At 74.3% G+C, this 14894-nt stretch carries 11 protein-coding genes; 8 read left to right on the top strand and 3 right to left on the bottom strand.

Annotated features, from left to right (window positions below):
• Window positions 1-223 precede the first annotated feature (223 nt).
• The 8 genes from ACLIBK_RS18380 to ACLIBK_RS18345 are packed head-to-tail and all read left to right on the top strand — an operon-like array spanning window position 224 to window position 11800.
• Window positions 224-784, top strand: a complete 561-nt coding sequence (locus tag ACLIBK_RS18380; RefSeq protein ID WP_415388768.1) for a chemotaxis protein CheW — start codon at window positions 224-226, stop codon at window positions 782-784.
• Complete coding sequence (locus ACLIBK_RS18375) at window positions 781-2289, top strand: CheR family methyltransferase (protein WP_415388742.1); 1509 nt, start codon at window positions 781-783, stop codon at window positions 2287-2289. The genes ACLIBK_RS18380 and ACLIBK_RS18375 overlap by 4 nt, the downstream gene beginning before the upstream one ends.
• Window positions 2290-2293: 4 nt before the next feature.
• Complete coding sequence (locus ACLIBK_RS18370; RefSeq protein WP_415388741.1) at window positions 2294-2878, top strand: chemotaxis protein CheW; 585 nt, start codon at window positions 2294-2296, stop codon at window positions 2876-2878.
• A 5-nt stretch (window positions 2879-2883) separates the two neighbouring features.
• Window positions 2884-4551, top strand: a complete 1668-nt coding sequence (locus ACLIBK_RS18365) for a methyl-accepting chemotaxis protein (RefSeq protein ID WP_415388740.1) — start codon at window positions 2884-2886, stop codon at window positions 4549-4551.
• A 19-nt stretch (window positions 4552-4570) separates the two neighbouring features.
• A complete protein-coding gene (locus ACLIBK_RS18360; protein ID WP_415388739.1) occupies window positions 4571-7090 on the top strand; it encodes a response regulator in 2520 nt (839 codons plus the stop codon).
• A 38-nt stretch (window positions 7091-7128) separates the two neighbouring features.
• Entirely contained in the window at window positions 7129-8199 is a 1071-nt protein-coding gene (locus ACLIBK_RS18355; protein ID WP_415388767.1) for a chemotaxis protein CheB, read from the top strand.
• Window positions 8196-9902, top strand: a complete 1707-nt coding sequence (locus ACLIBK_RS18350; RefSeq protein WP_415388738.1) for a response regulator — start codon at window positions 8196-8198, stop codon at window positions 9900-9902. The genes ACLIBK_RS18355 and ACLIBK_RS18350 overlap by 4 nt, the downstream gene beginning before the upstream one ends.
• Window positions 9899-11800, top strand: a complete 1902-nt coding sequence (locus tag ACLIBK_RS18345) for a response regulator (RefSeq protein ID WP_415388737.1) — start codon at window positions 9899-9901, stop codon at window positions 11798-11800. The genes ACLIBK_RS18350 and ACLIBK_RS18345 overlap by 4 nt, the downstream gene beginning before the upstream one ends.
• Before the next feature lie 361 nt (window positions 11801-12161).
• Here ACLIBK_RS18345 and ptsP read toward each other — a convergent pair whose 3' ends face one another.
• The 3 genes from ptsP to ACLIBK_RS18330 all read right to left on the bottom strand — a co-directional run bounded on the left by ptsP (window position 12162) and on the right by ACLIBK_RS18330 (window position 14870).
• On the bottom strand, window positions 12162-14009 hold the full coding sequence (ptsP, locus tag ACLIBK_RS18340) for a phosphoenolpyruvate--protein phosphotransferase (RefSeq protein ID WP_415388736.1): 1848 nt from the start codon (window positions 14007-14009) through the stop codon (window positions 12162-12164).
• Entirely contained in the window at window positions 13999-14265 is a 267-nt protein-coding gene (locus ACLIBK_RS18335; protein ID WP_415388766.1) for an HPr family phosphocarrier protein, read from the bottom strand. The genes ptsP and ACLIBK_RS18335 overlap by 11 nt, the downstream gene beginning before the upstream one ends.
• A gap of 158 nt (window positions 14266-14423) precedes the next feature.
• The gene (locus ACLIBK_RS18330) at window positions 14424-14870 is read right to left on the bottom strand and encodes a PTS sugar transporter subunit IIA (protein ID WP_415388735.1); all 447 of its coding nucleotides are present in this window, start codon (window positions 14868-14870) and stop codon (window positions 14424-14426) included.
• Window positions 14871-14894 lie beyond the last annotated feature (24 nt).

The following is a 14894-nucleotide window of genomic DNA, read 5'->3' as shown; positions in this document are numbered from 1 at the left end:
GAGGGAAGCGGCGTGGAACGGTGGGGCGCGCGGTGGCTCCGTACGCCGCACGTGGCGATAGCCCTCTGGCGCCCTGGCGTCGCGATGCCCCCTGGCGCCGGTGCCTCCCTGGCACCCCGGTGCGGCGATGGCCCCCCACGCCCCGGCGTGTTACGCAGGCGGCGACGCGCCCGCCGGGCGCCGGTGAGCGAGCCTGGCCGACCTGTTTTCCCGCCCCGCGCCCCTGCCCTCCTCCGGCCCCAACGCCCCGGGCGGCCCCGACGCGCCGGGCGGCGATCCCCTGCTGCTGTTCGCCGTGGGCGGCACCGTGTGCGCCCTGCGCCGCCCCGCGGTGCGGGAACTGCTGCCCCTGCCCCGCCTGTCCGCCCCGCCCGGCCTGCCGCGGCCGGTGGCGGGCTTTCTCAACCTGGGTGGCGAGGCGGTGCCGGTGCTGGCCCTGGCGCGGCTGCTGAACCGGACGGAGGAAGCCCGGCGCGTCGCCGGCGGGCTGTACCGGCACATCATCGTGCTGAACCACACCCTGCCGCGGCCGGGCGGCGGGTCCGGCCGGGTGGCGCTGCTGGTGGACCGGGTGCTGGACCTCGTGCCGCCGCCCGCGCAGCCCGCGACGCCGCCGGACGGCCATGCCGACCCTTGCGTGGAGGCCGAGATCCCGCTGGGCGCCGCCCTGGTGCACCTGCTGGCCCCCGACCGGCTGCTGCGGGAAGGCGAGGCGGCGATCCTGGCAGCGCTGGCGGAGGACGCGCAGCGCCGGCTGCGCGATTGGGACGCGACCCCGACGTGATCCGCCCACCCTCGCCCCGGGACGGGGAGCCGGGCTGCTTCGCGACGCTGAAGCAGCTGGTGATCGAGCGCACCGGCCATTTCTTCTACGCCGACAAGGACGAGTTGCTGGGCGAGCGGCTGCGGCAGCGCATGCTGGCCACGGGATCGCCGAGCCTGGAAAGCTACCTGCAGCGCCTGCGCGACCCCGCGGCGGGGCCGGCGGAATGGGGGGCGCTGGAAGCGGCGATCACCATCGGCGAAACCTTCTTTTTCCGCTTCGCCGAGCAGTTCGCCGCGCTGCGCGACACGGTTCTGCCCGACCTCCTCGCGCGCAACCGCGACACCCGGCGCCTGGTGATCTGGAGCGCTGGCTGCGCCACGGGGGCGGAACCCTATTCTCTGTCCATCCTGCTGCACCGGCTGCTGGGCGAGGAGATGCCGCAGTGGCGCTGCTCCATCCTCGGCACCGATCTGAACGCGGAGTTCCTGGCGGCCGCGGAAGGCGCGCAGTTCGGCGATTGGGCGCTGCGGACGCTGGACGCGACGGAACGGGCGCGGGACTTCCTGCCCGCCCCCGACGGGCGCAGCTGGACCCTGCGGCCGCAATACCGCGCGGGCGTGCAGTTCGAGCGGCACAACCTGCTGGACCTGCTGGACGGCCGCCCACCGGCGGGGCTGGGCCGCTGCGACCTGATCCTGTGCCGCAACGTGCTGATCTATTTCCAGCACGACACGGTGGTGCGGCTGGTGCGCGCCCTGGGCGAGCAGCTGCACCCGGAAGGCTGGATGCTGCTCGGCCATGCCGAAACCAGCCCGGCCTATGCGCCTTTCCTGCGCACCGTGGCGCTGCCCGGCACGGTGGCCTTCCGGCCCCGGCCGGAAGCACCGCCGCCCGTCGCGGCCGAGGCATCCGCCGCCACCACCTGGGCGCCGCTGCTGCCCTCCGCACCGGCGGCCAGGGCCCGCGGCCCGGCGCGGCGCGGCGACGCCGGTTCTGCCCCGCCGGGGCGCGGCACCGCGGCCTTCCCGACGCCCGGCGCGGCTCCCGTGACATCCGGCGCGGTTCCTGTGACATCCGGCGCGGTTCCCACGACGGCCGGCGCGCTTCCCGCGACGCCAGCCGAGGTGGAGGCCCTGCTGCAACAGGTGCGCGCCCTGGCCGATGCGGGGCAGCTGGGCGCCACCCGCCGCCTGTGCCGCGATGGGCTGCAAACCGCGCCCGCGGCGGCGGCGCTGCACCACTATGACGGGCTGGCCGCCCGCGGCCTGGGCCTGCCGGAGGAGGCCGAGCGCGCTTTCCGGCGGGCGATCTACCTCAACAAGCGCTTCGTGGCCGCGCATTACCAGCTGGGGCTGCTGCTGCTCGACACCGGGCGGGCGGAGGCCGGGCAGCGCGCCCTGGACAACGCCGCGCGCCTGGCTGCGCCGCTGCCCGACGAGGCCGTGCTGGAGGAAACCGACGGCATGACCGCCGCCACCCTGCGCCGCCGCGTGGCGCGGCCCGCCGGCCCGGCCGGGGGCTGAGGCGATGGTGCTGCGCCTGCTCGCGCCGGAACCCTCGCTGGATGCGGCGCGCGCCGAGCGGCTGCTGGACGAGCGCACGGAACAGCTGGCCCGGCGCGGCGCCCCGGTGCCCGCCGTGGCGCGCGCGGCCGTGCTGGCCTGCGCGGTGGGGCGGGAATGCTACGGCCTGCCGCTGGCCGCGCTGGGCGGCGTGATCCCCGCCGGCGCGCCCGCACCGGTGCCGGGCGCGCCGCCCGCGCTGCTGGGGCTGTTCGGCCGCTCGGCGCGCTTGTTCGCCGTGCTGGACCTCGGGCTGCTGGTGGGCGCCGCGGAGCCCGGGGCGCCCAGGCCCGAAACCTCCGGCACCGGCCACTGGGTGCTGCTGCGCGGCGGTCCGCGGGGCCTCGCGCTGCGGGTGGACCGGGCCCTGGCCGCGGTGGAGGTTTCGCTGCTGGACCGCGGCGCCGGGACCGGTGCCGTGGCGGCGCACGGCCTGGCGCCAGCCGGCCAGCTGGGCGCGGGGGAAACCGCCGTCGCTGTGCTGGACCTCGACCGGCTGCTACGCCCTTTCCGCGGCCCCCTTCCCGCCGCCCCGCTTTCCGGAGCCTGAACCGCGTGTCCATCGCCAACCGCATCCTTCTCGGCTTCTCCCTGCTGATCCTGCTGATGGCGGGGCTGGGCAGCTACGGGCTGCGGCAGCTCGGCGTGGTGCGCAACACGATGGAAACCGTGGTCGGGCGCGACGTGGCCATGATCCGGCAGCTCAACGAGGTGCGCGCCGACCGGGTGGCGATGCGCGACGCCCGCAACACCGCGCTGACGCAGTTCCTGGTGCGCGCCCTGGGCCGCCCGGTGACGGGGGCCGACCCGCTCCTGGCGCACAGCCGGGCCTTCGAGCGCACCAGCGCGTCCCTGGCCGAGGCTTCCGCCAACGTGACCCGCTTCGGCGATCAGGCGGTGAACGAGGCCCGTTCGCGCGCCTGGCAGCGCGTCGGCCAGGCGCTGGGCCAGGCCACCGCCCTGTTGCAGCAGCTGCAGGCGCAGACCGATGCGCAGTTCGAGGCGATACGCAACAACGACATCGACGGCGCCTTTGCCGCCGGGCGCACGCTGACGCCGGTGGCGGCGGAGCTGGACCAGGCGCTGAACCGCGCCGATTCCGCGCTGGACGAGGCGCTGGATGCCGGGCAGCGCGGCATCGCCGAGATCTACGGCGAAAGCCGGGTTTCCGTGCTGGCGGTGCTGGGCGTGGCGGTGCTGCTGGGCTTCGGGCTGGCCCTGCTGGTGCGGCTGACCGTGGTCAGCCCGCTGGCCACCTTCATGGAGTTCGTGGGCCGCGTCGGCCGCGGCGACCTGTCGGGCAGCGCGGCCGGCGAAGGGCGCGACGAGATCGGCCGCCTGGGCAGCACGCTCAACGGCATGGTGGAGGGTTTGCGCCAGCTGGCGACGCAGAGCCGCGAGGTCACCAACAACCTCAACGCCGCGGCGGCCGAGATCCGCGCCTCCACCCAGGAACAGGCCGCCAGCGTGGAGGAGCAGCTGGCCGCGGTGCAGGAAACCGCCGCCACCATGGACGAGATCACCCATGCCGGCGCGCAGATCGGCAAGCGCGCGCAGGAGGTGATCGCCGCCGCCCAGGCCACGGCGCAGACCAGCACCGCCGGCCTGCGCGCGGTGGACGACACCGGCCAGGCGATGGACGCGATCCGCGAGCAGGCCGAGGCGGTGGCGGGCAACATCGTGGCGCTGAGCGAGAAGACCGCGGCGATCAGCGAGATCATCGCCACCGTCAACGACATCTCGGAACGCTCGCACCTGCTGGCGCTGAACGCGGCGATCGAGGCGGCGGCGGCGGGCGAGAACGGCCGCTCCTTCGCGGTGGTGGCGGCGGAGATGAAGACGCTGGCCGACCAGGCCAAGGACGCCACCGCGCAGGTGCGCTCGATCCTGGGCGACATCCAGCGCGGCATCAATTCGTCGGTGATGCTGACGGAGGAGGCGGTGAAGCGCGTGGCCGCCGGCAAGACCCGCACCGACACCACCCAGGGCACGATCCAGGAGATCACCGGCCGCATCCAGGAAAGCGTGCAGACCTTTCAGCAGATCGTGGCCAGCACCAACCAGCAGCAGCTGGGCATCGAGCAGGTGATGGTGGCGCTGCAGAACATCCGCACTGCCAGCCAGCAGACGGCTTCCGGCACGCGGCAGCTGGACAGCGCGGCGGCCAACCTGTCGGACCTGTCGCAGCAGCTGGTGACGCTGGCCGACCGCTACCGGACCTGACGCGCGGAGCGCCGGCCGCATGTCGGAGGATTTTCGCCAGGAGCTGCTCGCGGCCTTCGCGATCGAGCATCGCGAGCACCTGGACGCCATTCGCGCCGCGCTGGACGCCGCCGAGCGCGGCGGGCCGGTGGACGGGCGCGACATCTTCCGCCGCGCCCACAGCCTGAAGGGTGCCGCCCGCGCGGTGGACCTGCCGGCGGTGGAGGAGGTGGCGCACCGGCTGGAAACCCTGCTGGCCCGCATCGCCGAAGGGCAGGTGCCGCTGGCCGGGGCGGTGCCCGCGGTGCAGCTGGCGCTGGACGGGATCGAGGGGCTGGTGGCGGCGCAGGCGGCCGGGGACGACGCGCCGGTGGCGCCGCCCGAGGTGCTGGCCGCGCTGGAGCGGGCGCTGGACCCGGCGCCGGCGGCCCCCCCGGCCGCAGAGCCGGGCGCGGCCGCACCGCCGGGCGTGGGAGCGCCTGGGCCGGCGGATGTCGCCGCGTCGCCCACTGCGCCGGCCGTCGTTGCCGCACCGCCGCCAACCGCTCCGGCCGCCCCGCCGCCCACGGCGGCACCGCCCGTCGCAGCACCGCCGGGGCAGGCAGCCTCGCCCGCTGGTCCTCCGTCCGTGCCTGCTGCACCCCAGCCTGTGCCCGCTGCGGTGCGGGACCCCGCCCCCGCTGAAGCCGCCTCCGCCCCGCCGGTCGCGGCCCCGGCCGCGGCACCCGCCGCCCCGGAATACCTGCGCGTGGAAGCCGGGCGGGTGGCGGCGCTGTCCGGCACGATGCACGAGCTGTCCGGCTTCCTGCAGCGCCAGGACGCCAACGGCGCGGCCCTGCGCCTGCTGGAACGCGACCTGCGCACCCTACGGCGGAGCTGGGACGCGCTGCGCGACGGGGGTGGCGGCACCGCCCTGCCCCCTGCCCAGGCCCAGGGCTTCGGGGCGGAGCTGGACGCGCTGCTGCGCCGCGCCGCCGCCCTGTCGCGCCAGGGCCGGGCGGATGGCTGGAACACCGACCAGGCGATGCGCCGCCTGCGCGAAGGCGTGGAGGAACTGTTCCTGGTGCCGGCGGAAAGCGTGCTGGGCGCGCTGGGCCGCGCGGTGCGCGACCTCGCCCGCGGCGAAGGCCGGGAGGTGGCGGTGCGGCTGGAAGGGCTGGACATCCAGGCCGACCGCCGCGTGCTGCAGGCGCTGAAGGACCCGGTGCTGCACCTGCTGCGCAACGCCGTGGGCCACGGGGCGCAGCCGGAGGCCGAGCGCCTGGCGCAGGGCAAGCCGGCGCGGGCCGAGGTCGGGCTGAGCCTGGCCCAGGGACGCGACGGCCTGGAGCTGCGGGTCTTCGACGACGGCCCTGGCCCGGATCTCGGGCGGATCGAGGCGGTGGCGGTGCGGCGCGGCCTGCTGCCCGCCCGCGCCCCCGGCGCGCCGCCGCCCGCGGCCGACCACCTGCTGGACCTCGTGTTCGAGCCGGGCTTCTCCACCGCCGGCGCGGTGGACCGCTTGAGCGGCCGCGGCATCGGCTTGTCGGTGGTGGCGGAAGCGGCCCGGGCGCTGCGCGGCACGGTGCGGCTGCGCCCCCGCCCCGCCCCGCCGGGCGGCACGGAAATCCCGCAGGGCGGGACCGGGGTCCCGCAGGGCGGGACCGGGGTGAGGCAGGGCGGAACCGAGGTGGTGATCACCGTGCCCTTCTTCACCGCGCGGCAGTCCCTGCTGCTGGTGGAGGCCGAGGGGCAGGTCTTCGGCCTGCCGGCGCCGGGGGTGGAGCGCATCCTGCGCCTGCCGGTGGCCGCGCTGGAAAGCGTCGGCGGCCGGCCGGTGGCGCGCATCGAACTCGGGTCGAGCCGCGTTATGGCACCGGTCGTGGGTCTCGCCACGTTGCTCGGTCGCCCTGGCGGCAAGGCGCCCATCGAGGCGGGATACATGAACGCCATTCTTCTGCGCCGCGGCGACAGGCGCTGCGTGGTCGCCGTTTCCGCGCTGCGGGACGTGCGGACGCTGCTAGTGAACGAGGTGGATGTGCCGGGTCTGGATACCGAACTGGTGGCCGGCGCCGCGCTGCTGGAAGACGAGGGCATCGCCCTGGTGCTGCGTCCGGAAAGCTTGGTGGAGCGCTGGATGCGCGACGAGGCCCGGCTCGGCGCCCAGGCACTGGCGGGCCTGCCCGGCGCCGAGGCAGCCACGGTCCGCCCCGCCGCCACCGTACTGGTGGTGGACGATTCCATCACCACCCGCACGCTGGAAAAGAGCATCCTGGAAGCCAGCGGCTACCGCGTGGTGCTGGCGGTGGACGGGCAGGACGCGCTGGACCGGCTGCGCGGTGGCGACCTCCCGGTGGACCTGGTGATCGCCGACGTGGAGATGCCGCGGCTGGACGGCTTCGGGCTGCTGGAAGCGATGAAGGCCGACCCGCGCCTGAACCGCCTGCCGGTGATCATGATGACCTCGCGCGCCGACCCGGCGGACGTGCAGCGCGGGCTGGAGCTCGGCGCCGACGCCTATCTCAACAAGCGGACCTTCGACCAGGGCGAGCTGCTGGCCACGGTCGGCCAGGTGCTGTGAGCGCGCCGCCGCTGCCCCAGCCCCGCCCGGTGCGGGTGATGATCGTGGAAGACAGCCTCGTGGTGCGGCAGCTGCTCGCCCATATCGTGGCGCGCGACCCGCGGCTGGTGCTGGCCGCCGCCGTGGGCTCGGCCGAGGAAGCGCTGCGGGAGATGTCGCGGGTGCGGCCGGACGTGGTGTCCATGGATATCCGCCTGCCCGGGATCGATGGGCTGGAAGCCACCCGCCGCATCATGGCGGAACAGCCCACCCCCATCGTGGTGGTGGCCGAGGCCGTGGGCGACGCGTCGCGCATGTCCATGAACGCGCTGCGCTCCGGCGCCCTGGCGGTGGTGGAAAAGCCGGTGGGGCTCAGCAGCGGGTCCTACGAGACCATCGCCGACACGATCTGCACCCAGCTCTTCATCATGAGCCAGGTGCCGGTGATCCGCCGCCGCGCCCTGGGCGCGCCGCTGGGGCTGCGCCGGGCAGGCGATGCCATTCCGGGCGCCCTCGCGCCGGGTTCCCTGGCGACCGGGGCGCCGGCGGCCGCGGTGCCCGCCGTGCGGCCGTCGATCCTGGGCATGGCGGCTTCCACCGGCGGCCCGCCGGCGCTGGCGCGGGTGCTGGGCGGCCTGCCGGCGGATTATCCCCTGCCGATCCTGCTGGTGCAGCACATGGGCGCACCCTTCATGGAAGGCTTCGCCTCCTGGCTGGACGGGCTGGTGCCGCTCAGCGTCGGTCTGGCGCGCGACGGCGCCGTGCCGCAGCCCGGCCAGGTCCACGTCGCGCCGGGCGACCGGCACCTGTCGCTGACCGCCACCGGCCACCTGCGGGTGTCCGCCGAAGCCCCGGTGGGCGGCCAGCGCCCCGCCGCCACCGTGCTGTTCCAGTCCCTGGCCGAGCATGCCGGCGCCCGCGGCATGGGCGTGCTGCTGACCGGCATGGGCGAGGACGGCGCGCTGGGCCTGCTGGCGCTGCGCCGCGCCGGCGGCCTGTGCATCACCGAGCACGAGAGCACCGCCGTGGTCTACGGCATGCCGGGGGTGGCGCAGCGCCTCGGCGCCTCCTCCGCCAGCCTGCCGCTGGAGATGGTGGCGCCGCGCCTGCTGCGGGCGGTGGCGTCGTGACCGCCGATCCGCTGGTGGGCAACGCCGCGCCGGTGGCGGCCGCCCCCTCGGACATCCTGCTGGTGGAGGACTCCGAGACCCAGGCGCTGCAACTGCGTCGCATGCTGCAAACCCAGGGCTTCGCCGTGCGCCGCGTTGCCACCGCCGAAGCCGCGCTGGAAGCGCTGAACGAATACGTCCCGGCGCTGGTGATCGCGGATTTCCACCTGCCGGGCATGAACGGCGACGAATTGTCGCGCCAGATCCGCATGAATGTCCGCACCCGCGGCATCCCCGTGCTGATGCTGACTGACGAGCGGGAGCTGGAACGCCAGGGGCTGGAAAGCGGCGCCGACGCCTATGTGCCCAAATCGGCCGAGCGCGACCTGCTGCTGCTGCGCATCAAGGCCCTGCTGCGCCGCGGCGAGCAAACGCCGCGCAACGTGTCCGGCACCGCCTTCCGCCGCGCCCGCATCCTGCTGGTGGATGACGACGCCCCCCGCCGCACCCGGCTGGCCGGGCTGCTGGAACAGGACGGTTTCTCGGTGGATGCGGCCGCCGGGCCGGAGGCTGCGCTGGCTTCCCTGGCCACCCCGCCGGATGGGGTGGTGGTGGAGCTGGAGAACATCGGCTTCGACGGGCTGGCGCTATGCCGCGCCCTGGACGGCCGCCGCGGCACGGGCGGCGATGGCCCGTCCTTCCCGATCATTGCGCTGGACGGCGACGGCGCCGACGGCTCCGCCCTGCCGGCCCAGGTCTTCGAGGCCGGGGCGGACGACCTGGTTCCCGGCACCCAGCAGGCCGAGGCGCTGCGGCTGCGGCTGCGCGCGGTGGTGCGCCGCAAGCTGCTGCAGGACGAGAACCGCCGCATCGATGCCGAGCTGCGCGAGCGCGAGCGCGCGGTGGAGCGCGCCCATGCCGAGGCCGCCGCGGCCGAGGCCCTGGCGCGCACCAATGCCGAGCTGGAAGCCGCCAACCACCAGCTGCGCGACACCCAGGCCAAGCTGGTGCAGGCGGCCAAGATGGCCTCGCTGGGTGAGCTGGTGGCGGGGCTGGCGCACGAGATCAACAACCCGCTGGCCTTTATCCTCGGCCACCAGAACACGGTGGAGCGGCTGCTGGGGCAGATCGGCGACCAGACCGCGGCCGACCCGGCGCTGGGGCCGCTGACGCTCAAGGCGCGGCAGCGGTCGCAGTCCATGGCGCTGGGGCTGAAGCGCATCCAGGACCTCGTGCTCAACCTGCGGAAGTTCTCCCGCCTCGATGCCGGCGGCTTCCAGCGCGTCAACGTGCCGGAAGCCGTGGACACGGTGCTGGCGCTGCTGACCCACAAGCTGTCCGACCGCATCACGGTGGAGCGGCACTACGACGCGACGCCGGAGCTGGTCTGCTCGCCGGGGTTGCTGAACCAGGTGGTGATGAACATCGTCGGCAATGCGGCGGATGCGATCGAGGGCTTCGGCACCGTCACTATCACCACGCGCGACGATGCCGAGCGCTACGAGATCGAGATCACCGACACTGGCCCCGGCGTGCCGGACAGCCTGATGGAGCGGATCTTCGAGCCCTTCTTCACCACCAAGCCCGTCGGCTCCGGCACTGGGCTGGGGCTGGCCATTGCCTACAACGTCGTGCAGGCCCATGACGGCACCATCTCGGTAGGGACGGGCCCGGGGGGCGGCGCCCGCTTCACCATCTCCGTTCCGGTCAGACAGGAGCCATGAGCAGCAGCCTTCTCCCCGAAGAGGCCCGGGGAACCATCCTGCTCGTCGACGATGAGGCCGAAATCCTCACCGCGCTCCAGGACTTGCTGGAAGACGAGTACGAGGTCCTCGCCACCACCTCGCCCTTCGACGCGCTGACACTGCTGGAACGCGGGCAGACCGTTTCGGTGATCCTGTCCGATCAGCGCATGCCCGGCCTGACCGGCGATGCCTTCCTGGCGCGCGCCCGCGACCTGACGCGGGCCGAGGCGCTGATGCTAACCGGCTATGCCGACCTGGAAGCGGTGGTGGCGGCGCTGAACCACGGGCGCATCGCCGGCTATTCGGCCAAGCCCTGGGACCCGCCGGCGCTGCGCGCCATGGTGGCCAGCGCCTATTCCCGCTGGCAGCTGACCCGCGCGCTGGAAACCGAGCAGGCGCTGCTGCGCGGGCTGCTGGACAATTCCGCCGACGCGCTGAGCTTCAAGGACGCCCAGGGGCGCTTCGTGCGGCTGAACGCCCACAAGGCCGCCGAGCTCGGCACCGAGGTGGCGCAGGCGCTGGGCCGGCGCGAGGCCGCCTTTCTGGCGCCCGAGGCCGCCGCCGCCCTGGCCCTGGCGGAAGCCGCGGCGATGAACAGCGGCACCGCGCAGGAGACCCTGGAGGAACGCCCCGGCAGCGACGGCCAGCCGCGCTGGTGGCAGGTCAGCCGCACCCCCATCCGCCCCGGCAGTGGCGCGCCGGAATTCCTGGTCTCGGTGGAGCGCGAGGTCACGGAAAGCCGCCGCCTGGAAGCGCGGCTGCGCCAGGCCGACAAGATGCAGGCGCTGGGCACCATGGCCGGCGGCATCGCGCACGACTTCAACAACCTGCTCACCGCCATCCTCGGCAGCCTGCATCTGGCCGCGCGCCATGCCGGCGACCCCGTCCGGCTGGACCGCATGCTGCGCAACGCGACGCTGGCGGCGGAACGCGGCTCCGCCCTGACGCAGCGGCTGCTGTCCTTTTCGCGCCAGCGCGACCTGGCGATGCGCGCGGTGGACATGAACCAGCTGGTGGCCGGGATGGACGACCTGGTCACGCGCAGCCTGGGCGGCACGGTGCAGGTGCGGCACGCCCCAGCGCCCGAGCTGTGGCCCGCCACCGTGGACCCCGGCCAGCTGGAACTGGCGCTGCTGAACCTGTGCATCAACGCGCGCGACGCCATGCCCGGTGGCGGCACGCTGACGCTGGCCACGCGCAACGCCCGGCTGGAGGCGGAGGAAGGCGAGCTGGCGGCGGGCGACTACGCCGTGCTGTCCGTGTGCGACACCGGCACCGGCATGACGCCCGAGGTGCTGGCCCGCGTCTTCGAGCCCTTCTTCACCACCAAGGAGGTCGGCAAGGGCACCGGGCTGGGGCTGAGCATGGTCTACGGGTTGTGCCGCCAGGCCGGCGGCGCCGTGCGGGTCCGCAGCACCCCCGGCGAGGGCACCTGCGTGGAGATGTTCCTGCCCCGCTCCGCCGCCCCGGCGGAGGCGGTGGACGACGGCAGCCAGGCCGCCACCCCCGACGACGCCCGCGCCGGCTGCATCCTGGTGGTGGATGACGACCCCACGGTGCGGGAAGTCACCCTGGGCTTCCTGAACGACCTCGGCCACCGCACCCGCGGCGCCGAGAACGGCACCGTCGCCCTGAATTTGCTGCGCTCCGATCCCACCATCGACCTGATGGTGGCCGACCTCGCGATGCCGGAAATGACCGGGGCGGAGCTGGCCGTGCAGGCCCGCCAGCTGCGGCCCCAGCTGCCGGTGCTGCTGGTCACCGGCTACGCCGAGCAGGACAAGATCCCGCGCGACCACCCCGTGCTGCAGAAGCCCTTCCAGCAGGACGACCTGGCTCGCAGCGTCGCTGAGTTGCTGGTCGCCGCCCGGCGCTGATCCGGACACGGGCCGCGGATAGTGCCGGGGTCGAGGTCCGTTGGGTTCGGTTCGTCTCGGAGATTCGGGCCTTGGCCAGAGGGGCTCTGCCCCTCTGGACACCCCGCGAGGAGCTTAGGCTCCTCGACCTCATGAGTGCCTCCGGCGGGGGCGGGATGGCCGAGGGTGCCCGCCATGACCGACGTGGATCATCCCGCCCCCGCCGGAGGCACTCAACGCGGGGTCCGGGGAGTTCGTAACTCCCCGGCGGGGTCCAGGGGCAGCGCCCCTGGCCGACGCCCGAACATCCAAGAGCGACCGGAACCACGCGGCCCTAACCCCGGCACCATCCGCGACCCGCGTCCGGATTAGCCGGGCGGCGTCAGCTGCGGTCTTCGGAGACGGTGCCGAAGCCCATGACCAGCTGCTGGATGCGGCGTGGGTCGGATTGTTCCATGACGCGGCGGGCGAAGCGGGCGCAGTCGTCGATGTTCAGGCTGCGCACCGCCTGCTTCACCCGCGGCACGGCGGAGGCGTTCATGGACAGTGACCGCAGGCCGAGGCCCAGCAGCAGCGGCACCAGCCGCGGGTTGCCGCCCATCTCGCCGCAGACCGAGACGGGCATGCGCAGGCGCAGGGCGGCTTCGGTGGCGAACTGGATCAGGCGCAGCACGGCGGGGTGCAGCGGGTCGTAGAGATGCGCGACCTCGGTTTCCGCGCGGTCCACCGCCAGCGTGTACATGGCCAGATCGTTGGTGCCGATGGCGAAGAAATCCGCCTCCAGCGCGATGGCGTCGGCGGCCAGCGCGGCGCCGGGAGTCTCGATCATGGCGCCCAGCGGCGGCATGCGCTCGGGCAGTGTCACCGTGCGGCGGCGCAGGCGGCGGGCGACGCGCTCGTAGATCTCGCGCGCCTGCTGCACCTCCTCGGGGATGGTGACCATGGGCAGCAGCACCCGCACCGGGCCCAGGGCGGCGACGCGCAGGATGGCGGCGAACTGCACCTCCAGCAGCTCGGGGCGCTTGAGCAGCATGCGGATGCCGCGCAGGCCCAGCGCCGGGTTGGTGCCGGAATGGGTGGGTCCCATGCCCTGCGCCAGGGCTTCCATGTCCTTCTCGCCGCCCCAGTCCAGGACGCGGATGGTCACCTCGTCGCCGTGCATCGCTTCCACGATGGGGCGATAGGCTTCGAAATGGGCTTCCTCGTCCGGCAGGGTGTCGCGGTTGAGGAACAGGAACTCCGTGCGCAGCAGGCCGATGCCGTGCGCGCCGGCCTGGGCGATCAGCGGCAGTTCCGCCGGGATTTCCAGGTTGGCCTGCAGATCCACCGCCTCACCGTCGGTGGTAACGGCGGGCAGGCGGCGCAGCTTGGCCAGCCGGCCGCGTTCCTTGGCGTGGGCGGTGAGCGATTCCCGCCCGGCCGAGAGCGCGGCCTCGCTGGGGCGCAGCACCACCGTGCCTTCCGTGCCGTCCAGCACGCATTTGTCGCCGCGCTGGGCGGCTTCGGTCAGCCCGGGGCAGCCCAGCACGGAGGGGATGCCGAGCGCGCGCAGCATGATGGCGGTGTGGCCGTCGGCGCCGCCTTCCTCCGTGGCGACGCCGGCGATGCGCGTGGGGTCCAGCAGCGCCGCATCCGCCGGCGTCAGCTCCTCCGCCACCAGGATGGAGCCTTCCGGCACCTCCTTGAAGGAGCGGAAGCCGGCATGGGTGAGGTTGCGCGTCAGCCGGCGGGCGATCTCGTAGACCTCGCCGGCGCGGCGCTTGAGCCCGGCCTTGTCGTCGTCGCGCGCGGCCATGATGGCCTCGGCGATGGCCATGGCCTCGTCCACCACGGCGGTTTCGGCCGAGAGCAGCTCCGCCTCGATGCGCTTGCGGGCGCCGCGCAGCAGGCGGGACTCCCCCAGCATCATCGCGTAGGCGTCCAGCAGCGGTTCCAGCTCGCCCTGCGCTTCCTCGGGCAGCACGGAAAGCCGGGCCTTGAGCTTGTTGACCTGCTTGCGCGAGGCCGCCACCGCCGCCGCGAGGCGCTGCTTCTCCGCCTCCTCCTCGCCGGCCTTGATCTGGCGGCGCGGCGGTTCGGCCGGGCTCTCGGTGGTGTCGAAGACCGGCCCGATCGCCACGCCGGGGGAGATCGGGATGCCCCGCACCACCAGCTCCCGCCCGCGGCGGGGCACGCGCTTGCCCTCGGCGGGCTTGTCGCTCGGCTTGCTGGGCTTGCCTTCAGTCTTCATGGAACCCGGCCTCGATCAGGCCGGTAACCGCGTCCAGGGCTTCGCGGGCTTCCCAGCCCTCGGCCTCGACCGTGACGGTGCTGCCCTTGCCCGCGCCCAGCATCATCAGCCCCATGATGGAACAGGCCGGCACGCTCTGCCCGTCGCGCTGGATGTTGACGCAGCAGGAGAAGCGCTCGGTCAGGGTCACCAGCTTGGCCGCGGCCCGGGCGTGCAGGCCGCGGCTGTTGGGAATCACGACGTCGCGCCGCAGCACCGCGCCGCGCGCCTCGTCGGCGCGCGGTTCCGGGGCGGGCGGCGGGCTGGCGGGAAGCGGCGTGGGCCGGGCTTCCTGCGCCGGCACCGGCCGGATCGCGGCGGGTTCTTCCGCGGGGTGGGCCGGCCGCACTGCGGCGGAGCGGCGGGGCCAGAGGCTCATGACTGGCCTCCCGGCGCGGCGGGCTTCGCCGTGCCCGCATAGGGGCCGGACCGCAGGTCGGCCACGGTGCCGAGGTATTTGCGCCCGGCGGCCACGGCATGCGCCACCGCCTCGGCCATCGGCTCGGTGCCGCGCAGGCGGGCGAGCTTGACCAGCAGCGGCAGGTTCACCCCCGCGATCACCTCCACGTCGCCCTCGTCCAGCATGGAGATGGCGAGGTTGGCGGGGCTGCCGCCGAACATGTCGGTCAGCACCACCACGCCGTCGCTGCCCTGGCGGGCCTCGGCGACGCGGGCGCGCAGCTCGGCCCGGCGGGTTTCCATGTCGTCCTCCGGCCCGATGCACAGGGCGCTGACGTGCTTCTGGGGTCCCACGACGTGCTCCATCGCCAGGCGCAACTCCTCCGCCAGTGCCCCGTGGGTCACCAGGACCATGCCGATCATCGAACGACACCCTCCCCGGGAAAC

It is taken from the genome of Roseomonas sp. BN140053 (genome assembly GCF_047690175.1).
Taxonomy (GTDB): Bacteria; Pseudomonadota; Alphaproteobacteria; order Acetobacterales; family Acetobacteraceae; genus Roseomonas.
Note: the sequence above shows the minus strand (reverse complement) of the source record. Positions and strands in the feature narration are given on the sequence as shown.